This is a genomic window from Herminiimonas aquatilis (genome assembly GCF_042665175.1).
GTDB lineage: Bacteria > Pseudomonadota > Gammaproteobacteria > Burkholderiales > Burkholderiaceae_D > Oxalicibacterium > Oxalicibacterium aquatilis.
Genome location: NZ_JBHTCC010000005.1, coordinates 129,752 through 151,179, shown reverse-complemented (window position 1 = coordinate 151,179; position 21,428 = coordinate 129,752). Strand labels below are relative to the sequence as shown.

Below are 21,428 nucleotides of genomic sequence, written 5' to 3'. Positions count from 1 at the left end.
TACTCGCAGGCTCAATTGAATGCTGTTGCCAGACAACTCAATGAACGACCGAGAAAAACTTTAAACTACGAAACGCCGGCTCAACGGTTTTATCAATCTGTTGCATCCACCGGTTGAAACCGCCACCAAAGCGGTCATTCCCATGTTCATTGCCGGAGTTGAACTCCGAGTCAGACCACACGTCTTTTCCGTGGCCTGACCTTAATAGCAGCGATTAGAACGCTAACAAATACCAATAGCACTAATGCCAATTGGACCCAGCGACTACCGAGTAAATAAAACGAAGACTCATCAACCCCCGTTGAAGACTTCCTATTCCGTGACGTGTAAGTTTCCTCCAGATATAAAAACGGCGGTTAAATCAACACAAAGTACTGATTTAACCGCCGCGTCAAGCAAGGCTATAGTTACTGAAATTTCTTTAACATCGCTGTTGCGACCGCTTTAGCCGATTGCGGATTCTGTCCACTTATCAGTTCACGATCTTCCACAACGTTTTCGCTCCATGCTTTGGCTTCGCTAAACTTCGCACCAGCCGAAGTCAGGCCATCTTGAGGAAACAGTTTCATTTGGCCGCCGTTAAGAAAGCCTTTGGATTGCTCTTCTTCTTCGTTGGTGAATGCTGTCATCTTGTAGTCTTTATAAATCCAATTTGACGATGGCGCGTTACGCTTTCCTTCTTCAAGCGACTTCACATATGAACTAGCATCTGAGATCGTAGAGAGCAATGCAATGGTCCCGTGACACGTAGTACCAGTTACTTTGTTATTGGCATGGAAGTTATTCAAGAGCTGACCAAGTTCACGATCTTTCAACAAATCCTGCATTGGTGCGTGTCCACCAGGAACAAACACTGCATCAAATTTCTCATAGCCGATCTTTTTAACCTGCTTAAGACTAATTACTGGCGAGCCGGTTTTCGAAGTGAGTTTAAGTGTCGTCAACAATGCGCGACTTTCTTTACGAGCTTGTTCATCGCCACCAAAGAAATTCACGTCATCCGACTTTTGATCTACTGAAGGAGCCTTTCCAGTTGGGGTCGCAAACACAACGTTATGGCCGGCTTTCAAAAATACTTCTACTGGCTGCATCAGTTCGTTTAGAAAGAAACCAGTCGTCATAGTTTTCCCTGCACGTAAATTGAGGTGATCTGAGTCTGATAGCACCACCAATACGGTTCCTGCATTCGCGAGACTCGCGCTAGCTGCCAGCAAAGCAGTAATAAGAGTTTTTTTCATTTGTGTTCCTTATTGATTATGTGCGAAACATTCGCTCATTCAGTAATGAATCGTAACGAGTTAAGTCGCAGCGATAAATACACATAAATCGAATTCACATATTCCTGTATGTAACAAACGGAGTTGCGTACTAACTTAAGGAAGGTGCCGTCGCTATCAGTTTTCAACCGTGAGCGAATCTATTCGCCTATTTATGAGGCCAGGCCTCTAATGCGATTTTTGATACTCCTTTCAAGACTCCTGCGCCACACCGTCTCTGGCTTGAATGGATGTTGAACTGCGTCGAATACTGACCCGGAATTGGAGTGACCCCCTAGGGCTGGACCATTTAGGTCCGAAGAATTAAGCCGCTTGCAGAACAGGTTGTGGCCAAAGGTCTCGCCGATCAGGCCGAAATCAGTCAATCTCGGCTGCTGCTTGCACCATGGGATTTTGTCCCAAGAATGTTGACGCAAGCCCGTTATAGAAACGGTAGCTACTCCCCAATGACAGAGGCACGATAGTAAAGCAGTTTCATGCTCTTTGAATTTGATCTGCAAATATGTGGCAGGATATGCCCGTTTTGAAGCGAAGGGAATGCCTGATGTGGGTCCTTCATTAAAGCAGCCGATACGGCGGTTTGATGCATTCGCAGGATGGGTGTTTTATTGGTAGAGATGTATCGCCATGGATGCGATTTGTCAGGTGCAGAAATGGGATGCGCGTCAAGCCGAATTCTCGGTGCCGAATTCGGCTTTGGCAAAGAGTTCCGCTGTCCATTCTGCAAAGGCCCGCACCTTTGCCGACAGATGTCGATTGGGCGGATACAGCATCCATACGGGAACGACTTCGGACACATATCCGTCCAGCACGGGTACCAACTGACCTGATGTGGTGTACTCGTTGGCGATAAACGCCGGTAGCTGGATCAACCCTATGCCGGAGCATGCGGCGACAGCGCAGATGTCGAAGTCATTGATGGCGACGCGCGGTCGGCCTAGTATCGGCGTCTGGGTACCTTCCTGCTCATAAATAAACGGATAGATCTTGCCGGTTTTAGATGAGAAAAAACTGACGACCTGATGGCGTTCCAGTTCTTCCAGATTCTTGGGCGCACCATGTTTGTCCAGGTAGGAGGGTGCTGCATACGTGATCATGCGGAAGTCGCCCAGGCGTCTGGCCACCAGTGATTCGTCATTGATATCGCCGCCGCGAATCACGCAATCGATCCCTTCATGCACCAGATCGACTGGCCGGTCGGAACAACCCATTTCGAGGTCAATTTCAGGATAGCGATTGAAGAAGTCCGCCAGGGCCGGTGCAATGATGCGGCGTCCGACTGCGCCGGGAACGTCGACACGCAATCTACCTTTGGGCGACATGGCGGCATGACTGACGGCTGCTTCGGTTTCCTCCAGCTCACTTAACAAACGTATCGCACGTTCGTAATATCCGGCACCTTCCGGTGTCACGCTGACATGACGCGTGGTGCGATTCAATAATTTGACGCGCAAGCGTTTTTCCAATGCGATCACTTGCGCAGACACAGTCGCCTTCGGCAGGTTTAGTGAAACTGCCGCCTTGGTGAAGCTCATTAATTCAACCACGCGCGTAAAGGCCAGCATTGTGTCAAAGCGATCCATCCGGTCATCCCGATATCGATTAAAGTTGTTGTGATTCTAGTTTATTTATCTCTGTTCTCGCTGCACCGGATGGAACTTGTGCACGGCATCAGGACGTCTTTTTTAACGTAGATATCAAGTGCAATCTCATTTTACCCAACAGGAAATCGCATGATTACTCTTTATACGTGGACCACGCCGAATGGGCGCAAGCCGGCCATCATGCTGGAAGAACTCGGCGTGCCTTATCAGGTGCGTTTGATCGATCTCGGCAACGACGAGCAGTTCGCGCCTTCCTTCCTGGCAGTTTCGCCAAACAGCAAAATTCCAGCTATCGTCGATGAAGATGCGGAGGGAGGACCGCTGCCGATTTTCGAGAGCGGGGCGATCCTGACGTATCTGGCAGAAAAGCACGACCGCTTCCTGCCAGCCTCCGGCCGCGCGCTATAAAACACTGGAGTGGTTGCATTGGCAGATTGCCGGGCTGGGACCGATGCTGGGGCAGCTCGGATTTTTCGGAGTGCGCTCCAAAGATAAATCGCCGCTCGCAATCGATCGTTTCGTCACAGAGTCGGATCGTTTGTTGACGGTGATGGACGAGCGACTTGCCACCCATACCTATCTGGCCGGAGATGACTATACGATTGCGGATATTGCGTGCTACCCGTGGACAGTGGCGGCGACGACGCATTTGAAAGATGTATTGGCTGAGAGTCTGGCCACCAAACCAGCCGTGCATCGCTGGTTGCAAACGGTAGGTGAACGCCCTGCAGTGCAAAAAGGGATGGCTGTTCCCAAGATATGAGGCGGGAATGAAAAAGGCTCGATAGTAATATCGAGCCTTTTTTGAGAAGTAAGGATTGTGTTGCTTTACTGACTTGCTACTCACTTCTGTCGACAGCTGTTCGAGACTTTTCCGTTGCCTGTCAGTTGGTCGCTTGCTTGTAAATCGGCCACGCGCGCATCGCGGTCGCGGCAATCGACAATAACTTGTCACGATCGCCGCCACTATCCCTGGCTTGCGTCGACATGCCTTGTATCACCGTTGTATAAAAACTCGCAAGCGCAGCGGCATCGGTATCCGGTGCCAGCTCACCGTCGGTAATTCCTTTTTCTATTCTGCTCACGATTAAGTTTTCGACATTGTCGCGACGCTCGGTCATGGCGCTTTGCACATGCTCTGACGATGCAGAGCAATTAGTCGCAGCCGTTACTACCAGGCAGCCGGGCGGATGACTAGGGCAGGTGTTATCAACGGCGCTGCTTTGCAGCAGGCGCTCAATGGCATCGCGTGCTGTCGGTGCCTGATTGAACAGACACTGCAAGGCATCGCAACTCTTGGTCGAATAGCGCTCTACCGCTTCCAGAAACAGCTTTTCCTTGTCGCCAAAAGCGGCATACAAACTCGGCGGCGTAATACCCATAGCCGACGTCAATTCCTGCAGCGATGCAGCTTCATAACCGTAGCGCCAAAACACCAGCATTGCCCGTTCGAGCGCAACTTCGCGGTCGAAAGAGAGCGGCCGGCCAGTCTTTTTACGCGGCTTTTCGGATTTATTTTCTATTTCCATAGTGATCGATATTAAACCTCTTGACACACGAAAACAAGCGCTATAAAGTCACAAACTTAAATTCGTAGTGATCGCTATTAAATATGATGTTTGCATGACAAAGCGTCATTTCCAGAATGGCATTTCTTTAAAATATGCTCACAGAGCATCAGTTTTTGCGTCAAATCTGATCGACTGTCCAGAAATTATAGATAGTTCTTCATAAATATCAGTATTTATCTTTAATTGATGGATTTATATACTTCTTCCATCGAAATAGGTTCCTTGGGGTAACACAATGAAAAATTCAATTTCGCGTCGGTTTTCGCGCCACTTATATCAAGCCACCGCAGTTGCCGCAAGTACATTGGTGATCTCTGTTGCAATGCACAACGGCGCTTTCCAGGACGCGATATACGACGGTGCCCTGACCGGCGGCGCATTGTGGGCCAGCGCCACTTCGATCGGTTCTTTTGCACAATCGACATCAGCAGAGCATCACTAAGATGAGTTCGACCGGCACAACTCTGCACAGTTCAGCATTGGATCCGTGGACCACGACGTTTACAGCGTCAGCAGAGTCGCGCGAAATTGGTTTGCGCGTGTTTGGTAAAAACACCGGAAAAAATGCGATTGCAGAACAATTGCCTTTGGTCGTTTATTTTCACGGTGGCTACTTCACTTGCGGTGCGGTGGAAGACGCCGATGGCATTGCCCGTGCCTTGTCGGAAAAAGCAGTCGTCGTGGCGGTGGATTATCCGCTGGCCGGCGATGCCTCTTTCCCCGATATCACAGAAGTGGCGTTCGAAGCCTTGCAATGGGCATACGACCATGCGGCCGGTTTGGGCGCAGACGGCACGCGCGTGATGGTGGGCGGTGACCAGGCGGGCGGCAATCTGGCTGCTGCAGTCGCGATGATAGCCCGCGACCGATTGACATCCACCAGTCGTGGCATCTGCCTCAAAGGCCAGATTCTGATTACACCGATGCTGGACCCGAGCCAATCATCCAAGTCCATGAAGGCACTCGGCAAATGCGTTTGCCAGCAAGGTTGGGCGGCGTATCTGCCATCGACCAGCGATGCCTTGCATCCATATGCAGCTCCTGCACAGTCGCGCCGCCTCGGCGGCTTGGTCCCGGCCTTGGTGATCACTGCACAAAATGATGCCTTGCGCGATGAAGCTGAACAGTATGCATCCAGTTTGATCACTGCTGGTGTGCCGGTTCAGGTGCGTCGCTTTGCTGCGGAAGGCGGACAACTGGTCGATCCGACGCACGCGAGTTTTTCATCCGTCATCTCAACAATCAAGCAATTTATTCAGGACCCAGTCTGATCCGGCAACTTTAGACACCAGCAGCATCAGCTTTCACAAACATCTTTATTGACGTTCTTATTTACGCTTTTACTTACATTTTCTACTTACGGTTTTACTTAATTCTCAGGGGAATAAAAAATGCAAAACTCCACCACACCACGTTTTTCTCGCAGCACGATTGCGATTGCAGTCGGTGTTTTATTGGTAATCGGCGTTGCTACCGTATCACTAACCGGTCATGCTGAAAAAGCTGCGCCTGCCGCACCGGCAGCGACACCCGTTACGATTGCCAGTGTCATCGAACGCTCAGTGACTGAGTGGGACGATTTTTCCGGCAGGGTGGAGGCGATAGAGCGGGTTGAAATTCGCCCTCGCGTTTCCGGCACCATCGACGCCGTACATTTTCAGGATGGTCAGTTGGTGAAGAAGGGCGCATTGCTGTTCACCATCGATCCCCGTCCATACAAGGCTGAACTGGCGCGTGCCGAAGCTGCACGTGCAGGTGCTCAAGCCCGTTTGTCATTGGCAAAAACAGAGTTGGAAAGAACCAAGCGCTTGCTCGAAGATCGTGCGGTTTCCCAGCGTGAACTCGACCAGCGCGAAAATGCGTTGCTTGAAGCCGATGCCAATCTGAAGGCCACCGACGCTGCAGTCCTGACTGCCCGCCTGAATCTGCAATATACAGAAATCACCGCGCCAGTCAGCGGTCGCGTCTCGCGCGCCGAAATCACGGTCGGCAATCTGGTTGCAACCGGACCGACCGCACCGACTTTGACGACGCTGGTTTCGGTCTCACCGGTCTATGTCAATTTTGAAGTCGACGAGCCTACTTATATTCGCTATGCAGGCAATGGCACGGTCGGCAACAGCGGCGTGAATCGCATTCCGGTTTCCATCGGCCTGACCAGTGAAGAAGGTTATCCACGTCAGGGTCATGTGAAATCTTTCGACAATCGCATCGACAACGGCTCCGGCACGATACGCGTGCGCGCCGTCTTCGCCAATGAAGATGGGACGCTGACACCAGGCATGTATGCACGCGTACGTACCGGTGATTCCAATTCAAAAAATGCCTTGCTGATCGACGACAAGGCAGTCGGTACCGACCAGGACAAGAAGTTCGTGATGGTGGTCGGTGCGGATAACAAAGCTGTTTATCGTCCGGTGACCCTGGGTCCTATGGTCGAAGGTTTGCGCGTTGTACGCAGCGGATTGAAACTGGATGAGCGCATTGTCGTGAATGGTTTGCAACGCATACGTCCGAATGACACGGTCGCGCCGGAAGTCGTGAAGATGGATGCGCGTGTTGCGAGTGCAAATACAGGCAAGTCAGCAGGGCAGGCGGCTTCAAGCGCAGTCAACTAAATCGAAATTCAAGCTGATCTAAAGATCAAATTAATTTCCAGGCTGACTTCGCTCTCCACATTTAAAAAGAAGAAACTGAAATGAATATCTCTCGATTTTTTATCGATCGCCCCATCTTTGCCGGCGTGCTGTCGGCCATCATTCTGATCGGTGGTTTGATCTCGATGGTAAGTCTGCCGATTTCCGAATATCCGGAAGTCGTTCCACCATCCGTGGTGGTCAAGGCCAACTTCCCCGGTGCCAATCCGCAAACCATCGCGGAAACCGTTTCCACGCCGATTGAAGAGCAGATCAATGGCGTCGAAGGCATGTTGTACATGCAATCGCAAGCAACGTCCGATGGCTTGATGACATTGACGGTTACTTTCAAACTCGGTGTGTCGCCGGATCAGGCGCAACAACTGGTGCAGAATCGAGTGAATCAGGCACTGCCGCGTTTGCCCGATGTCGTGCAGCGACTCGGCGTGACGACAACCAAGAGTTCGCCTGATCTGACGATGGTGGTCCATCTGGTGTCGCCTAACGATAGATACGACATGGCCTACTTGCGTAACTACGCAGTGCTGAATGTGAAAGATCGTTTGGCGCGCTTGCCGGGTATCGGCGCAGTGCAATTGTTCGGTTCGGGTGATTACTCGATGCGCGTCTGGCTGGATCCACGCAAGGTTGCGGAACGTGGTTTGTCTGCTACTGATGTCGTTGAAGCAATTCGCGAGCAGAACGTCAATGTTGCGGCCGGTGTGATCGGTGCATCGCCCTCTGTACCTGGTGTTGATTATCAAATCTCCGTCAATGCACAAGGTCGTTTGACTACAGAAGACGAGTTCCGCGATATCGTCATTCGCACGTCGCCCGATGGCGTGGTCACACGCTTGCGCGATGTGGCACGTGTAGAACTGGGTGCCAGCGAATATGCATTGCGTTCCTTGCTGAACAATAAATCTGCCGTTGCTATTCCTATCTTCCAGTCGCCGGGTTCGAACGCGCTGGATATTTCAAATAACGTCCGCAAGACGATGGCTGAGCTGAAGAAAGACATGCCTGAAGGCGTTGACTACAGCATCGTTTACGATCCGACGCAGTTCGTTCGTGCATCAATTGAAGCGGTTGTGCATACCTTGCTGGAAGCGATTCTGCTGGTTGTGATCGTTGTGATCATCTTCCTGCAAACATGGCGCGCATCCATCATTCCTTTGCTGGCAGTGCCGGTATCGGTAATTGGTACGTTCGCTGTGATGATGGGACTTGGTTTTTCTATCAATGCGCTCAGTTTGTTCGGGCTCGTGCTGGCGATCGGTATCGTCGTTGATGATGCGATTGTGGTGGTGGAGAACGTTGAGCGGAATATTGAAGATGGACTCACCGCACGTGAAGCGACGTACAAGGCGATGCGTGAAGTATCCGGCCCGATTATTGCGATCGCATTGACTTTGTCAGCTGTGTTTATTCCACTTGCGTTTGTTAGTGGCCTGACCGGTCAGTTCTTCAAACAGTTCGCGTTGACAATTGCAATTTCAACCGTGATCTCGGCGTTCAACTCCTTGACCTTGTCGCCTGCATTGGCTGCCTTGCTGCTGAAAAGCCACGGTGCGCCCAAGGACAAATTCCAGTTGGCGATCGATAAAGCGTTCGGTTGGTTCTTCGTACGCTTCAATAAAGTATTCCATCGCGGTTCGGAAAAATACGGCACAGGCGTTACCGGTGTCTTGAAACGTAAATCAGCTTCCTTGGCAGTGTATGCAGTGCTGATAGGCGCGACGATGTTCCTGTTCCATCACGTCCCGGCCGGCTTCATTCCTGGCCAGGACAAACAGTACCTCGTCGGCTTTGCACAATTGCCGGATGCAGCTTCGCTGGATCGCACTGAAGATGTGATTCGTCAAATGTCCGAAATCGGCATGAAGACACCTGGCGTCGAATCGGCAGTGGCTTTTCCTGGTTTGTCGATCAATGGTTTCGTCAACAGCCCAAGCTCAGGCATTGTCTTTATGTCGCTCAAACCGTTTGAAGAACGCAAGAGCAAAGACTTGAGTGGTCCTGCAATTGCACAAAAGCTGAACCAGCAAATGTCCGGCATCCAAGGCGCTTACATTGCGATGTTTCCACCACCACCAGTGCAAGGTCTGGGTACCATCGGCGGCTTCAAGCTGCAGATTCAGGATAGGGGCGCCTTGGGCAAGGAAGCATTGAACGATGCGTTGAAAGCCTTCCTGGCGAAAGCATATCAAGCACCTGAACTGGCTGGCATGTTCTCCAGCTATCAGATCAACGTACCGCAGCTGTATGCCGACCTGGATCGTACCCGCGCACAGCAACTTGGTTTGTCGGTGCCGGCAGTGTTCGATACCTTGCAGGTTTATCTGGGCTCGCTGTATGTCAATGACTTCAATAAATTCGGACGTACTTTCCAGGTGCGTGTACAGGCGGATGCACCTTTCCGTGCCCATGCTGAAGATATTGGTTTGTTGAAAGCGCGTAACAAGAATGGCGAAATGGTGCCGCTGTCATCGGTATTAAAAATGACGCAGAGCTACGGCCCTGATCAATTCATCCGTTACAACGGTTTCCCTGCAGCCGATGTGAATGGTGGGCCTGCGCCTGGTTACAGTACAGGTCAGGCGCAAGCAGTAGTTGAGCGCTTGCTGGCAGAAACCCTGCCGCGCGGCATCAGCTACGAATGGACCGAGATCACGTATCAAGACAAGATCGCTGGAGATACGCTGTTCATCATTCTGCCGTTGGCGATGTTGCTGGTGTTCTTCGTGCTGGCTGCTCAGTACGAAAGCCTGGCTTTGCCGTTGGCTGTATTGTTGATCGTGCCTATGGGCTTGCTGTCTGCCATCTTCGGTGTCTGGTTGACTGGTGGCGACAACAATATCTTCACGCAGATCAGTCTGATCGTGCTGGTAGGGCTAGCCTGCAAGAACGCGATTCTGATTGTCGAGTTCGCTCGTGAGCTTGAACATCAGGGACGTGAAACCTATGCGGCAGCGATTGAAGCAGCACGTTTGCGTCTGCGTCCGATTCTGATGACATCGATTGCATTTATCGCTGGTGTGGTGCCGCTGATTCTGTCTTCCGGTGCCGGTGCAGAGATGCGTCATGCAATGGGTGTGGCGGTGTTCTCCGGCATGATCGGTGTGACAGCCTTCGGTTTGTTCCTGACGCCTATTTTTTATGTTTTGCTGCGCACGCTGGAGAAGAAATTCACGCGCAAGAAGGAACCGGAAGGTGAAGTCTATGTGGCGCATCCGGCGCCTGTTGCGCTGGAAGGTTCTCACTCAACTACGCACAATTACGAGGGTTGATCATGAAAAAATTTAACTTAACTCTTACTGCTCTGGCTGCGGCACTGGTACTCGCTGGTTGCTCCACTGCGAAACCACCGGACCAGGTCAAACTGGACTTGCCGACGCAGTATCGCGAAAAATCTGAACAACTGGATGGCGCATGGAAAGTCGCGGCCCCGGCCGACAATGCAGATCGCGGTGCATGGTGGACGGTATATGGCGACAATGATCTGGGCAAATTAATCGTTGAAGCGACGACGTCGAATCCGAATCTGGCGATGGCGCTGGCGCGCGTCAAGGATGCGCGCGCCACTGCCGGCGTCGTCGATGCGGATCGCGGCGTGCAGGTTGATGCCGGTGTAGGGCCGACTCGCACTGGCAATGCACAGACAACATCAACAACCTATCGTGCGCCTTTGTCGTTCTCATACGAAGTCGATCTGTTCGGTCGCTTGTCCGATTCCAGCCGTGCTGCCCGACTGGATGCAGAAGGGCAGGAAGCCGCTTATCGCTCCGTCCTGCTCGCACTGCAGTCGGATGTCGCGCAACTTTACTTCACGATACGTTCGCTCGACTCGGAAATCGATGTCCTGCAAAAAACCATCGCCTTGCGTCAGGAAGCATTGAATCTGGCGCAGCATCGCTTCGATGCAGGTGATACCAGCGAACTGGATGTTGCACAGGCAAAAACCGAATGGGCAACTACCAGCGCCGAACTGGAAGGCGTCAACCGTGAGCGTGCACGCAATGATCACGCACTGGCAATTTTGCTCGGCAAGGCACCGGCAGAGTTTACGCTGGCCGTCGCACCGTTCAATGCACCTATCGTGACAGTACCGGCTGGCTTGCCATCCGATTTGCTGGAACGCAGGCCGGATATTGCACAGGCGCAGCGTCAGCTTGCTGCATCCAGTGCTCGTATCGGCGCCGCCAAGGCAGCGTTCTTTCCCAAGCTGCTGTTGACCGGTTCCGCTGGTTACGAGTCCAACGATTTACGCGACTTGTTCAAATGGTCCAGCCGCAGCTGGATGCTCGGACCTGTGGTTGGCACCATGTTGTCGATGCCCTTGTTCGACGGCGGTCGCAACAAATCCAATCTCGCTCGTGCCGATGCAAACTATGAAGGCATGGTCGCCAACTATAGACAGCAAGTGCTGGTTGGCTTCCGCGACGTTGAAGATAATCTAAGTGCATTACGCACATTGGATCGTCAAATGGTGTTCGAGGAGCAGGCGATCAAATCGGCGCAGCTCGCTGCACGCCTCGCCGATTCACGCTACCGCAATGGTTCTGCCAGCTACTTTGAAGTGATTGATGCTCAACGTTCCAATCTGTCATCGCAACGTTCGCGCGTACGCAGTGCAGGTCAACGCGCAGTGGCGTCGGTGGGCTTGATACGCGCCTTGGGCGGCGGCTGGGAGTCGCCGGTGCGACCAGCATCCAGGGACGTGTTGCCTTTGGCGCAGCAACAGTAAAAGCCAATCTGCGAAGCATAATTTTTTTACAGAAGAAGTTATGCGTTCAAAGCGCAGCCAGAATGAGCAATTCTGGCTGCGCTTTTTTCTAGATACTTCTTTGATTGACACGCTTGCTCAATGCCTCGGCGCTTTCACGACGTTCGCTGTACCTATCTACCAAATACGCAGATGCATCACGGGTTAGCTGTGTGAATTTAAACAGCTCTTCCATGACATCGACTACCCGCTCGTAATAGGCCGATGGCTTCATCCTGCCGGCCTCGTCAAACTCAAGAAATGCCTTTGCCACGGAAGACTGATTCGGGATCGTGATCATGCGCATCCAGCGACCCAGTATCCGCATTTGATTCACCGCATTGAAGGACTGTGAACCGCCTGATACTTCCATCACGGCCAGTGTCTTGCCTTGCGTCGGGCGAACTGCACCCAGCGATAAAGGTAACCAGTCGATTTGCGCCTTCATGATGCCGGTCATTGCGCCATGACGTTCAGGTGAAGTCCACACCATGCCTTCTGCCCATGCCGCCAGATCGCGCAACTCTTTTACTTTTGGATGATCGTCTGGTGCGCTGTCAGGCAAGGGCAGGTCACGTGGATCAAAAATCTCCACTTCGCCGCCCATCGCTTCCAGCAGACGCGCGGCTTCAAAGGTCAGCAGGCGGCTATAGGATTTCTCGCGCAAGGAGCCATACAGCAGCAGGAAGCGGGGCGCATGCGTTGAAGGCGTACTTGTCTGCAAATCACCGGCCGTCGGTATCTTGAACAAGTCTGCATCGATGTTGGGCAAATCATTGAGCTTGTGCGACACGTTGTCCCTCCGCATTGATGACCGCTTCACCATCTTCTTTCGTGAAAGCGCCTTGCTGCGGCCGGCTCAGGATATCCAGCACCAGTTCCGACGGGCGACACAAGCGTGTGCCTTTGTCTGCGATGACGAAAGGACGATTGATCAAAATAGGATGGGCCAGCATCGCGTCGATCAAGGCAGCATCGCTGAGTTGCAGATTGTCGAGGCCGAGTTCGGCGTACGGTGTGCCTTTTTGACGGATTGCATCGCGCACGGACAAGCCTGCGTCGCTGATCATTTTTATCAAGTCCACTTTCGATGGCGGTGTTTTCAGGTATTCGATAATGGTCGGCTCTTCGCCGGTATTGCGTATCAGGGCCAGCGTGTTGCGCGACGTGCCGCATGCAGGATTGTGATAGATAGTTGTCATTTTTTGTCCGTATGTCTTGGTGAAATGATGGATCAGAGGCTGAGGCGAATAGCCAGCGCGGCAAGGGTAGCCAGTAACACAGGCAGCGTCAGCAAGGCCCCGACACGGAAGTAATAGCCCCATGAAATCCGGATGCCTTTGCCCGCCAGCACATGCAGCCACAGCAGGGTGGCGAGACTGCCGATAGGCGTGATTTTCGGGCCGAGATCGCTGCCGATGACATTGGCATAGATCATTGCTTCGCGCACCGCGCCTTGCGCATTGCTTGCATCGATTGACAGCGCACCTATCAGCACGGTTGGCATATTGTTCATGATCGAAGAAAGAAAAGCCGTCATCAGGCCAGTACCGATCGCGGCACCCCAGATGCCCTGTACGGCGAATTGATTCAACAGCGCTGTCAGGTAGCCTGTCAATCCGGCATTACGCAAACCGTAGACGACCAGATACATGCCGAGCGAAAAGGATACGACCTGCCATGGCGCATGCCGGATGACTTCGCGTGTCGAGATCACATGGCCTTTCCCTGCAATCACCAGCAATACCGCCGCGCCGACTGCTGCGACCAGGCTGACAGGAACGCCTAGTTCTTCAAGCCAGAAAAACCCGATGAGTAACAAGCCGAGTACCCACCAACCTGCGATAAACGTTGCGCGATCACGAATCGCATCTGTCGGCAGTTTCAATTGCTGCACATCGTAGTGCTTGGGAATGTCGCGCTTGAAATACCAGATCAGCACCAGCAGGCTCATGCCGACAGCGACCATATTCACCGGCATCATGACCGACGCATAGCGTGCGAAACCGATCTTGAAATAATCTGCCGAGACGATATTGACCAGATTGGAAACGATCAGCGGCAGGCTAGCCGTATCCGCGATAAAGCCGGCTGCCATTACAAACGCCAGTGTCGCCTGCGGAGAGAAACGCAATCCCTGCAGCATCGCAATCACAATCGGCGTCAGGATCAGCGCTGCGCCATCATTGGCAAACAATGCGGATACAGCTGCACCAAGCAGCACCAGTAATACAAACAATTTGCGTCCATTGCCACCGCCCCATCTGGCAACGTGGAGTGCAGCCCATTCAAAGAAGCCGGCTTGATCCAGTATCAGACTGATGATGATGATCGCGATGAAGGCGCCGGTCGCATTCCACACGATATGCCAGACCACTGGAATATCGGAAAAGCTGATGACGCCGAACAGCAATGCAAGCACGGCCCCCAGGCTGGCGCTCCAGCCTATGCCCAGTCCGCGCGGCTGCCAGATAACCAGTGTGAGCGTGAATAGAAAAATGATGAATGCGGTAAACAAGATCGACTTTCTTATTATTGACGGACAGCCCGGGCGTTTATGGGTCCGGGCTATCCGGGTAGAAGGCGCGTATTGCGCTTAAGCGTTGGCGCCTATGGCATCCATTTCTCGTTTGATTGCAGCTTTTTCGAGTTTTGCAATCGGCAGGTTATTCAGCAGCGTGATGCGCGTGTGAATTTGTTTGGCTACCTTTGAGAACACCGCGCGTTTTTCATCCTCGCTGCCGGTTGCTGCAGCCGGGTCTTCAAAACCCCAGTGTGCTGAAACCGGATGGCCCGGCCATACCGGGCAAACCTCGCCCGCCGCGTTGTCGCAGACGGTGATGATGAAATCCATGCTGGGTGCCTCGGGCGTGGCGTATTCGTCCCAGCTTTTGCTGCGCAGATTGTCTAGCGAGTACCCGGTTTCTTTTATCTGTTCTATGGCAAATGGGTTGACGGTGCCCCCAGGATGACTGCCGGCGCTATAGGCCTGGAAGCGGCCTGCGCCCATCGTGTTGAGCATGGCTTCGGCCATGATGCTGCGTGCGGAATTACCTGTGCAGAGGAAAAGTACGTTGTACGTCTTGTCGTTCTGTTGCAGTGTCATATTGCGTCCTTTGTGGGGAGGTTTGTAAAGTAATAAAAACGATAAAACTAGGAGACTTTTTCTTCAGTCTCACAACATGCAACGACGGGCGAACATACATTGCCGCCGCAACAATTCTTGGTAAGAAAACCGATCACTTCATTCATCACATTGAAGTTGGCCGAGTAGATGACGAAGCGCCCTTCCTGGCGCGCGGTGACAAGATTGGCATGCGCGAGTTCTTTCAAATGGAAAGACATGGAGGAGGGCGCGATGCCCAGTTGTGCACCGATTTTGGTGGCAGCCATTCCTTCCGGGCCAAGTTGAATCAGCAAGCGGAATACAGCGAGGCGTGATTCTTGTGCGAGTGCTGCCAGGGCGACGATAGTGGCTTTGGTATCCATACAGATCCTTTATTCAACGTTTCAATTATTATTGAAATGATGGGAAAAAACAAGCATTCTCGTTTTATGGGGGCGCCATCTCCTCATTTGGAGCATGGATATCCGACGGATTCGGCTCTGTAGCATCGAACTTCAATACATTAGAAGTTGCATTAGGCGATGTATTTTTTCACTGCATAAATAGAAGGGTGGGATTTCGGGATTGCTGTCGCGTGCCGGGCGCATTAGTCGGATCAATATGTGGTCACATTATTTGGCGAGGTGCGTCAGGGTCGCGAGCTGCGTCATTACAGGAACCAGGCTTTGTGCCGACTTGCTGTAGTCATTCCACGGCGCATTGCCTTGTTCAAGCCGCGTCTGGATATTGGCGACAGTCCAGTGGGCGCTGCTACGCAATTGCGCGATTTCGTCGCGCGCGACTGGTACCGATATAGCTAGTCCCGGGCGCGCACGCACTGACCAGGCGGCGACCGTGGTGGCACCGAAACCATTGCGCAAGTAATCAATATAGATTTTTCCGATGCGATTTTGTGCCCCGCTTTTGGCGACAAAATGCATGGGGTACATGGCGGCCGCGTGAAGCACGATTGCATGGGATATATTCCTGACGGTTTTCCAGTCATGCAGCGGCTGCAGCGGAACCACGATGTGCATGCCTTTGCCGCCACTGGTTTTGACGAATGACGGCAAGCCTAGTTGCTCCAACAAGGCGCACATCAGCAAGGTTGCTTTCTGTGTCATCTCCCACGGCACGCCGGCACCTGGATCTAGGTCGAAGGTCATGCGGTCCGGTGTGTTGATCGCGGTTTTCAGGCTGTTCCAGGTGTGGAATTCGATCACGTTGATTTGGGCCGCGGACAGTAGGCCTATGGGGTCAACGATTTCTATTAGAGACGCATGTTTTGGATCGAGTTTCCGGTCGAGCAATGCGATGCCTTCCATGGGCGCATCCAAATGTTTTTGGAAAAATAGTTCGCCTTCTATCCCTAGCGGCGCACGCACGACGGATACCGGCCTGTCCTTGAGATGAGGCATCATGAAAGGTGCGACCAGCGTGTAATAGCTGATCAGATCGATCTTCTTTGTCCCGGTATATGTATCCACGAGACGGTCTGGATGACTGATATTGACCTGGTTATACGGCACAGGCAGCGCACCCAGATCGGGCTGAAGGCTAGACATAACTGCCTGGGTCGTGTCGCCAACGCTTGATGGCCGACCAGGATTGTCAGCATCGTCGGTGACATCTTCCGTCATATTCTGCCGGGCAGGTACTTCTTCGCAGTCCAAATCGGCCACACTATCTGGCATGGCATCGACAACGCTGAATTCGGCAGCAGGACGCACATACGGATCTTTTTCCTTGACCAGCAACCAGGGCTCTTTTTTTTCGCCTTTTCCTTTCATGCGTATCAATACCCATTTGCCGTGCAGCTTGTGGCCATGCAGTTCGAATTGCAGATGACCGTCGCGATAGCCCTGGTGCGGGTTGCCGTCAGGTATCCAGGTCCCTTTATCCCAGATGATGACTTTGCCGGCACCGTACTGGTTTTCCGGAATACGTCCTTCGAAGCTGTTGTAAGAAATCGGATGATCTTCCACATGTACCGCCAGCCGCTTGTCTTTGGAATCCAGGCTCGGACCTTTGGGAATCGCCCAGCTTTTCATCGTGCCATCGAGTTCCAGCCGGAAGTCATAGTGCAGCTGAGTGGCCCAGTGTTTCTGGATGACGAAGGAACGCGCTGCTGGATGCGCCACGCCACCCGCGGCTGGCTCCGGCGTCACGCTGAAGTCGCGTTTTTCCTGATAAGTCTTGAGAGGGTTGGAGGCCATGATCGACGCCCGATAAAAAGCGATTGATACATGATGCTACGCCTACCCGACTAGCGTTTCGCAAATAAATGCGGAAACGATGCGCGTTGTGCGCACTTTATCGTGTGTATATGGGATGGCGGTGGCCTGGCATCCACGTATCATGAAACGCGAAAAAACATAGCTGATAAAGCCGCCCGTCTTTCATTGGAATGAACCCTCGCCAGGAGCACGCAATGCACACTGAAAAACCATTTCCCATACGCATTGTTCGACTGTTTCTGATCGCGCTTATTGCATCTTGTTGCATGCAGGAACCTGCCTTTGCACTTGACGATAATGCATCCAGGCGCGCTCCCGTCATGCTGGCAAATGTGTATCACGCCGGCATTGATTTGCAAGCGTATTGGGTAAGCGAAAAATACGATGGCATACGCGCTTATTGGGATGGGAAGACATTAAGGACACGTGGCGGAGAAACCATTGTGCCGCCGGCATGGTTTGTTGCCGGTTGGCCAGAGACTGCACTGGACGGTGAATTATGGGCAGGGCGCGGAGGATTTTCCGATGCGGTATCGACCGCACGCCGGCAAGTGCCGGACGACATTGCATGGCGAAAAATGCGGTTCATGGTGTTTGATCTGCCTGCACATAAAGGCACTTTCGATCAGCGATTGCCGATATTGAAAACTACCATTGCGGCAATTGGTTTGCCATGGGTGCAGTCGGTGAAGCAAAACAGGATGAGTGATCATCGCAGCTTGCAAAAAATGCTCAGGACGGTGACAAAGGAAGGCGGCGAAGGTTTGATGCTGCACCGGGGCGCATCGTACTACCGCGCAGAGCGCAACGACGACTTGTTGAAACTCAAGTTGCACGATGATGCCGAAGCACGCGTGATTGGCCATATTGCCGGCAAGGGAAAATATGCCGGTCAACTCGGTGCCTTGCTCGTGGAGATGCCGGGCGGACAGAGATTCAAGATAGGCAGCGGATTCAGCGACGCACAACGTGCCTATCCTCCGTCTGTGGGCTGCTCGGTAACGTATCGTTTTCGCGGTGTGCATGAGAGCGGCATTCCACGCTTTGCCAGTTTTTTAAGAGTACGCGAAGATCAATAAAATGCGCACATCGATGATGTGGCGTTATTATTCTGCATTAATCTACTCTGCATTATTCAATTGCCTTATCCCTATCGCCATCCAGGAGACATCATGTTTATTTCATCTATTTACAAGACAGCCGTCGCCGGCTCGTTGATGTGTGTCGCATCGCTTGCATGCGCGTTGTCCCTAGCTGATCTCAGTAACAAGGATGCCAGCAGCGGTGTCAAGGCGGCGCTGGAAAAAGGAGCGACCATTGCTGTCGCCAAACTGGGTGTGGAAAATGGTTTTCTGAATAATGAAAAAGTGAAGATCGGTTTGCCGTCGGCAGTGGAAAAAGCCATGCCGCTATTGCGCATGACAGGGCAGGGCAAGAAACTCGATGAATTGCAGGTATCGATGAACCACGCCGCCGAGTCGGCGGTTGCGCTTGCCAAGCCTTTGTTGCTGGATGCAGTGAAATCGATGTCTGTCACGGATGCAAAAAATATTCTGACTGGTGGCGAAACTTCGGTGACGGACTTTTTCCGTCAAAAGACGGCGACGCCCTTGAGTGCAAAGTTCTTGCCCGTCGTTAAAAAGATTACCGACGGTAATGGCTTGTCAGCGCAATACAATGCAGTGATGGGCAAGGCCAGCGCCAGCGGCCTGGTATCGAAAGAAGAAGCCAGTGTGGAAACTTATGTGACGCAGCGCGCGCTGGATGGACTCTACACCATCATCGCGGATGAAGAAAAAGCGATTCGTGCCGATCCTGTCGGTACCGGCAGTGCGATTCTGGGCAAGGTGTTTGGCGCAATCAAGTAAAAAAATCGCTTGGATTTGTCTTCATAAAAAAACGGCGCACCCTGCGCCGTTTTTTATAAGTGTTGCAAAAGTCTTTCCATCCTTCTGCTTAAAAACCTTCCAGCACAATCTTTCCCTTGGAAGTATTGCTTTCCAGTAGTGCATGCGCGCGGCGCAGGTTGGCGGCATTGATGGTGCCGAAGTTTTCGGCGATCGTGGTCTTGATCGTACCGGCATCAATCAGACGGGCGATTTCATTGAGCAAATCATGCTGCTTCTGCATATCGGGTGTCTCGAACATCGAACGGGTAAACATGAGTTCCCAATGCAGCGAGATGCTCTTGCGTTTCAACTTCATGACGTCCAGCGACGTCGGGTCGTCGATCAGGGCAAATTTTCCTTGGGGTGTGATCGATGCAACGATCTCGTCCATATGGTGACCTGTCTGGTTCAGACTGGCGACATAGGGGACGCTATCGAAGCCTATCTTTTTCAATTCTTGGGATAAGGGCTGGCGATGGTCAATCACGTGATGTGCGCCGAGATCGCGTACCCATTGTTCTGTTTCCGGACGTGACGCAGTACCGATAACGGTCAGGCCGGTTAACTGGCGTGCCAGTTGGATGAGGATGGAGCCGACACCACCTGCCGCACCGATGACGAGCAAGGCGCCGGTTGTCTGTGCATTGATACCCAGGCGGTCAAACAGCAATTCCCATGCAGTGATCGACGTCAATGGCAACGCAGCAGCTTGAGCATAGCTGAGGGAGTCGGGCATCTGGCCGACGATGCGTTCATCGACAAGATGCAATTCGCTGTTGGTGCCGGAACGCGTCAGTGAGCCTGCATAAAAAACGCGATCACCCGGCTTGAACAGGCTGACCTGATCGCCGACCGCGCGCACGATGCCGGCGGCATCCCAGCCGATTACCTTGTATTCGCCCTCAGGTGGAGTCGCACTTGAGCGCACCTTGACGTCAATCGGGTTGACTGAAATCGCCTTCACCTCGACCAGCAAGTCGCGACCGTGCGCGATCGGCTCGGGCAATGTGATGTCGAGCAGGGCATCCTCACCCGTAATCGGCAAGGCCTTCTTGTATCCAACAGCTTTCATGTGAGTTTTCCTTTTTTGAATGCGCTTGAGTGATTAGTAGATCGCATCGGCAAATAATTGCAGAAGCCATGCGATGCAGTTTCCGCTATATTCTGTTTATTGAAAATACGCTAAATTAACTATCACTTTCAAAAATAAAATGAAAATACCGCGACTGGAAGACTTGATGTTATTCGTTCGCGCAGCCGAGTGCGGCAGCCTGTCCGCTGCTGCACGGGAGCTGGATATGGAGCCTGCGGCGGCCAGTGCTGCGTTGAAGCGACTGGAAACGGCATTGGCCGTGCGCCTGTTCGTGCGCTCAACGCGCAGCCTGCGTCTGACGTCGGATGGTGAACAATATTTGCTGCATGCGCGCAATGTATTGCTGGCGCTGGACGAGGGCGCCGCCAGTCTGGTGCGTAACAGGGAAACCATCTCCGGCGAATTGAATCTTTCGCTTCCTTCAGATCTTGGGCGTAATGTGATGCTGCCGTGGCTGGACGAGTTTCAGCTGCTGCATCCCGATATACGATTCAGGATACGCGTCAGCGATCGCCTGGCGGATTTATACAGGCAGACGGTGGATGTCGCGATTCGTTATGGCGCACCCGAAGATTCCAGTATGGTGGCTTTGCCCTTGCTTGCTGATAATCGCCGCGTGCTTTGTGCGTCACCAGATTATTTCAAGCGTCACGGCATACCGAAAAAGGTGGCCGATTTATCCAGCCATAACTGCCTGCGATTTGTTCTGGGCGAGACAGTTCACGAACGATGGACATTTCATAAAAATAAAAAAATTGAAGCGCTGACTGTTGATGGCGATCGCGTGAGCGACGATGCTGATCTCGTGCGGCGTTGGGCGATAGCTGGGAGAGGACTGGCTTATAAATCGCGCCTGGATGTCAGCCGCGATTTAAGCGAAGGAAGGCTCGTTGCCGCATTGACTGCCTATCAGGGCGAAGCGGCACCCTTGAACCTGGTGTGTGCGCATCGCCTGATGCTGTCGCCTGCTATCGTCGGTCTGCGGGATTTTCTACGACCACGCTTGGCAGAGTTGTCTGCATAGCGCATGCCACGAAGAAAGAGGAACATGGGAACACTATTTCACTGCGCGGAACCGGGGGATGGGGAGGAACCAAGGCGTGTTAGCGAGACAAGAGCTTGCACAATTTTTTCGGATGTTCGTTTTCAGTGCAACGCTTCTGTATCGTTGACTGCAGTGTTGACGGGAATGAATCATTGCGCGCACAAAGTTGGCAAGGTCTGACGACAGGGGAATCTGTGACAGCCGA

General features: G+C 52.6%; 20 protein-coding genes, 2 pseudogenes and 1 riboswitch. Of the genes and pseudogenes, 11 read left to right on the top strand and 11 right to left on the bottom strand.

Annotated features, from left to right (window positions below):
• Positions 1 to 117: pseudogene (locus ACFQO0_RS16550) on the top strand (IS30 family transposase); the annotation flags it as partial.
• Positions 118 to 407: 290 nt separating this feature from the next.
• Here the strand turns inward: ACFQO0_RS16550 and ACFQO0_RS16545 are convergent.
• Positions 408 to 1,238 carry a type 1 glutamine amidotransferase domain-containing protein gene (locus tag ACFQO0_RS16545; protein WP_382236913.1) on the bottom strand — a complete coding sequence of 277 codons (831 nt, stop codon included), beginning with the start codon at positions 1,236 to 1,238 and terminating at the stop codon, positions 408 to 410.
• Between the two features lie 344 nt (positions 1,239 to 1,582).
• Positions 1,583 to 1,734: riboswitch (yybP-ykoY riboswitch) on the bottom strand.
• A 208-nt stretch (positions 1,735 to 1,942) separates the two neighbouring features.
• On the bottom strand, positions 1,943 to 2,860 hold the full coding sequence (locus ACFQO0_RS16540) for a LysR family transcriptional regulator (protein ID WP_382236910.1): 918 nt from the start codon (positions 2,858 to 2,860) through the stop codon (positions 1,943 to 1,945).
• 150 nt (positions 2,861 to 3,010) lie between these two features.
• Here ACFQO0_RS16540 and ACFQO0_RS16535 point away from each other — a divergent pair, with 150 nt between their 5' ends.
• Together ACFQO0_RS16535 and ACFQO0_RS16530 are read left to right on the top strand one after the other, a co-directional pair.
• Entirely contained in the window at positions 3,011 to 3,289 is a 279-nt protein-coding gene (locus ACFQO0_RS16535) for a glutathione S-transferase N-terminal domain-containing protein (RefSeq protein ID WP_382236907.1), read from the top strand.
• Between the two features lie 13 nt (positions 3,290 to 3,302).
• The gene (locus ACFQO0_RS16530; RefSeq protein ID WP_382236904.1) at positions 3,303 to 3,644 is read left to right on the top strand and encodes a glutathione binding-like protein; all 342 of its coding nucleotides are present in this window, start codon (positions 3,303 to 3,305) and stop codon (positions 3,642 to 3,644) included.
• A 121-nt stretch (positions 3,645 to 3,765) separates the two neighbouring features.
• Here the strand turns inward: ACFQO0_RS16530 and ACFQO0_RS16525 are convergent, their stop codons facing one another.
• Positions 3,766 to 4,410, bottom strand: coding sequence for a TetR/AcrR family transcriptional regulator (locus ACFQO0_RS16525; RefSeq protein ID WP_382236896.1), 645 nt, complete (start codon positions 4,408 to 4,410; stop codon positions 3,766 to 3,768).
• Positions 4,411 to 4,687: 277 nt separating this feature from the next.
• On the opposite strand from ACFQO0_RS16525, the gene ACFQO0_RS16520 reads away from it, so the two are divergent.
• The 5 genes from ACFQO0_RS16520 to ACFQO0_RS16500 all read left to right on the top strand — a co-directional run bounded on the left by ACFQO0_RS16520 (position 4,688) and on the right by ACFQO0_RS16500 (position 11,835).
• A complete protein-coding gene (locus ACFQO0_RS16520; RefSeq protein ID WP_382236893.1) occupies positions 4,688 to 4,894 on the top strand; it encodes a hypothetical protein in 207 nt (68 codons plus the stop codon).
• A 1-nt stretch (position 4,895) separates the two neighbouring features.
• Entirely contained in the window at positions 4,896 to 5,723 is an 828-nt protein-coding gene (locus tag ACFQO0_RS16515; RefSeq protein ID WP_382236890.1) for an alpha/beta hydrolase, read from the top strand.
• A gap of 120 nt (positions 5,724 to 5,843) precedes the next feature.
• Positions 5,844 to 7,070 (top strand): efflux RND transporter periplasmic adaptor subunit, encoded by a 1,227-nt coding sequence (locus ACFQO0_RS16510; RefSeq protein WP_382236888.1) that lies wholly within the window; start codon positions 5,844 to 5,846, stop codon positions 7,068 to 7,070.
• An 80-nt stretch (positions 7,071 to 7,150) separates the two neighbouring features.
• On the top strand, positions 7,151 to 10,378 hold the full coding sequence (locus tag ACFQO0_RS16505; RefSeq protein ID WP_382236885.1) for an efflux RND transporter permease subunit: 3,228 nt from the start codon (positions 7,151 to 7,153) through the stop codon (positions 10,376 to 10,378).
• A 2-nt stretch (positions 10,379 to 10,380) separates the two neighbouring features.
• Positions 10,381 to 11,835 carry an efflux transporter outer membrane subunit gene (locus ACFQO0_RS16500; protein ID WP_382236882.1) on the top strand — a complete coding sequence of 485 codons (1,455 nt, stop codon included), beginning with the start codon at positions 10,381 to 10,383 and terminating at the stop codon, positions 11,833 to 11,835.
• 88 nt (positions 11,836 to 11,923) lie between these two features.
• Here ACFQO0_RS16500 and arsH read toward each other — a convergent pair whose 3' ends face one another.
• The 7 genes and pseudogenes from arsH to ACFQO0_RS16910 form a co-directional block, all read right to left on the bottom strand.
• Positions 11,924 to 12,661, bottom strand: coding sequence for an arsenical resistance protein ArsH (gene arsH / locus ACFQO0_RS16495; RefSeq protein WP_382236879.1), 738 nt, complete (start codon positions 12,659 to 12,661; stop codon positions 11,924 to 11,926).
• Positions 12,627 to 13,055: an arsenate reductase (glutaredoxin) gene (gene arsC / locus ACFQO0_RS16490; RefSeq protein ID WP_382236877.1), complete on the bottom strand. Its 429-nt coding sequence runs from the start codon at positions 13,053 to 13,055 to the stop codon at positions 12,627 to 12,629. The genes arsH and arsC overlap by 35 nt, the downstream gene beginning before the upstream one ends.
• Positions 13,056 to 13,087: 32 nt before the next feature.
• Positions 13,088 to 14,371 (bottom strand): arsenic transporter, encoded by a 1,284-nt coding sequence (locus ACFQO0_RS16485; RefSeq protein ID WP_382236874.1) that lies wholly within the window; start codon positions 14,369 to 14,371, stop codon positions 13,088 to 13,090.
• 78 nt (positions 14,372 to 14,449) lie between these two features.
• A complete protein-coding gene (locus tag ACFQO0_RS16480; protein WP_382236871.1) occupies positions 14,450 to 14,959 on the bottom strand; it encodes an arsenate reductase ArsC in 510 nt (169 codons plus the stop codon).
• A 47-nt stretch (positions 14,960 to 15,006) separates the two neighbouring features.
• A complete protein-coding gene (locus tag ACFQO0_RS16475) occupies positions 15,007 to 15,342 on the bottom strand; it encodes an ArsR/SmtB family transcription factor (RefSeq protein ID WP_382236868.1) in 336 nt (111 codons plus the stop codon).
• Positions 15,343 to 15,591: 249 nt separating this feature from the next.
• Complete coding sequence (gene ligD, locus ACFQO0_RS16470; protein WP_417457040.1) at positions 15,592 to 16,653, bottom strand: non-homologous end-joining DNA ligase; 1,062 nt, start codon at positions 16,651 to 16,653, stop codon at positions 15,592 to 15,594.
• A pseudogene (locus ACFQO0_RS16910) lies at positions 16,630 to 17,175 on the bottom strand (DNA polymerase ligase N-terminal domain-containing protein); the annotation flags it as partial. The pseudogene ACFQO0_RS16910 and the gene ligD, both read right to left, overlap by 24 nt.
• Positions 17,176 to 17,390: 215 nt before the next feature.
• On the opposite strand from ACFQO0_RS16910, the gene ACFQO0_RS16465 reads away from it, so the two are divergent.
• Both ACFQO0_RS16465 and ACFQO0_RS16460 read left to right on the top strand, forming a co-directional pair.
• A complete protein-coding gene (locus ACFQO0_RS16465; RefSeq protein WP_382236863.1) occupies positions 17,391 to 18,275 on the top strand; it encodes a DNA ligase in 885 nt (294 codons plus the stop codon).
• A 93-nt stretch (positions 18,276 to 18,368) separates the two neighbouring features.
• Positions 18,369 to 19,064 (top strand): DUF4197 domain-containing protein, encoded by a 696-nt coding sequence (locus ACFQO0_RS16460; RefSeq protein WP_382236860.1) that lies wholly within the window; start codon positions 18,369 to 18,371, stop codon positions 19,062 to 19,064.
• 88 nt (positions 19,065 to 19,152) lie between these two features.
• Here the strand turns inward: ACFQO0_RS16460 and ACFQO0_RS16455 are convergent, their stop codons facing one another.
• The gene (locus ACFQO0_RS16455; protein ID WP_382236857.1) at positions 19,153 to 20,157 is read right to left on the bottom strand and encodes a zinc-binding alcohol dehydrogenase family protein; all 1,005 of its coding nucleotides are present in this window, start codon (positions 20,155 to 20,157) and stop codon (positions 19,153 to 19,155) included.
• A gap of 145 nt (positions 20,158 to 20,302) precedes the next feature.
• On the opposite strand from ACFQO0_RS16455, the gene ACFQO0_RS16450 reads away from it, so the two are divergent.
• Positions 20,303 to 21,202 (top strand): LysR family transcriptional regulator, encoded by a 900-nt coding sequence (locus tag ACFQO0_RS16450; protein WP_382236930.1) that lies wholly within the window; start codon positions 20,303 to 20,305, stop codon positions 21,200 to 21,202.
• Positions 21,203 to 21,428 lie beyond the last annotated feature (226 nt).

Coding starts and splice junctions, on each gene's coding strand:
- ACFQO0_RS16545 (WP_382236913.1), bottom strand. CDS start 1,238: ATGAAAAAAACTCTTATTACTGCTTTGCTGGCAGCTAGCGCGAGTCTC.
- ACFQO0_RS16500 (WP_382236882.1), top strand. CDS start 10,381: ATGAAAAAATTTAACTTAACTCTTACTGCTCTGGCTGCGGCACTGGTA.
- ACFQO0_RS16540 (WP_382236910.1), bottom strand. CDS start 2,860: ATGGATCGCTTTGACACAATGCTGGCCTTTACGCGCGTGGTTGAATTA.
- ACFQO0_RS16505 (WP_382236885.1), top strand. CDS start 7,151: ATGAATATCTCTCGATTTTTTATCGATCGCCCCATCTTTGCCGGCGTG.
- ACFQO0_RS16520 (WP_382236893.1), top strand. CDS start 4,688: ATGAAAAATTCAATTTCGCGTCGGTTTTCGCGCCACTTATATCAAGCC.
- ACFQO0_RS16475 (WP_382236868.1), bottom strand. CDS start 15,342: ATGGATACCAAAGCCACTATCGTCGCCCTGGCAGCACTCGCACAAGAA.
- ACFQO0_RS16515 (WP_382236890.1), top strand. CDS start 4,896: ATGAGTTCGACCGGCACAACTCTGCACAGTTCAGCATTGGATCCGTGG.
- ACFQO0_RS16465 (WP_382236863.1), top strand. CDS start 17,391: ATGCACACTGAAAAACCATTTCCCATACGCATTGTTCGACTGTTTCTG.
- ACFQO0_RS16535 (WP_382236907.1), top strand. CDS start 3,011: ATGATTACTCTTTATACGTGGACCACGCCGAATGGGCGCAAGCCGGCC.
- arsC (WP_382236877.1), bottom strand. CDS start 13,055: ATGACAACTATCTATCACAATCCTGCATGCGGCACGTCGCGCAACACG.
- arsH (WP_382236879.1), bottom strand. CDS start 12,661: ATGCGGAGGGACAACGTGTCGCACAAGCTCAATGATTTGCCCAACATC.
- ligD (WP_417457040.1), bottom strand. CDS start 16,653: ATGCCAGATAGTGTGGCCGATTTGGACTGCGAAGAAGTACCTGCCCGG.
- ACFQO0_RS16480 (WP_382236871.1), bottom strand. CDS start 14,959: ATGACACTGCAACAGAACGACAAGACGTACAACGTACTTTTCCTCTGC.
- ACFQO0_RS16510 (WP_382236888.1), top strand. CDS start 5,844: ATGCAAAACTCCACCACACCACGTTTTTCTCGCAGCACGATTGCGATT.
- ACFQO0_RS16460 (WP_382236860.1), top strand. CDS start 18,369: ATGTTTATTTCATCTATTTACAAGACAGCCGTCGCCGGCTCGTTGATG.
- ACFQO0_RS16525 (WP_382236896.1), bottom strand. CDS start 4,410: ATGGAAATAGAAAATAAATCCGAAAAGCCGCGTAAAAAGACTGGCCGG.
- ACFQO0_RS16455 (WP_382236857.1), bottom strand. CDS start 20,157: ATGAAAGCTGTTGGATACAAGAAGGCCTTGCCGATTACGGGTGAGGAT.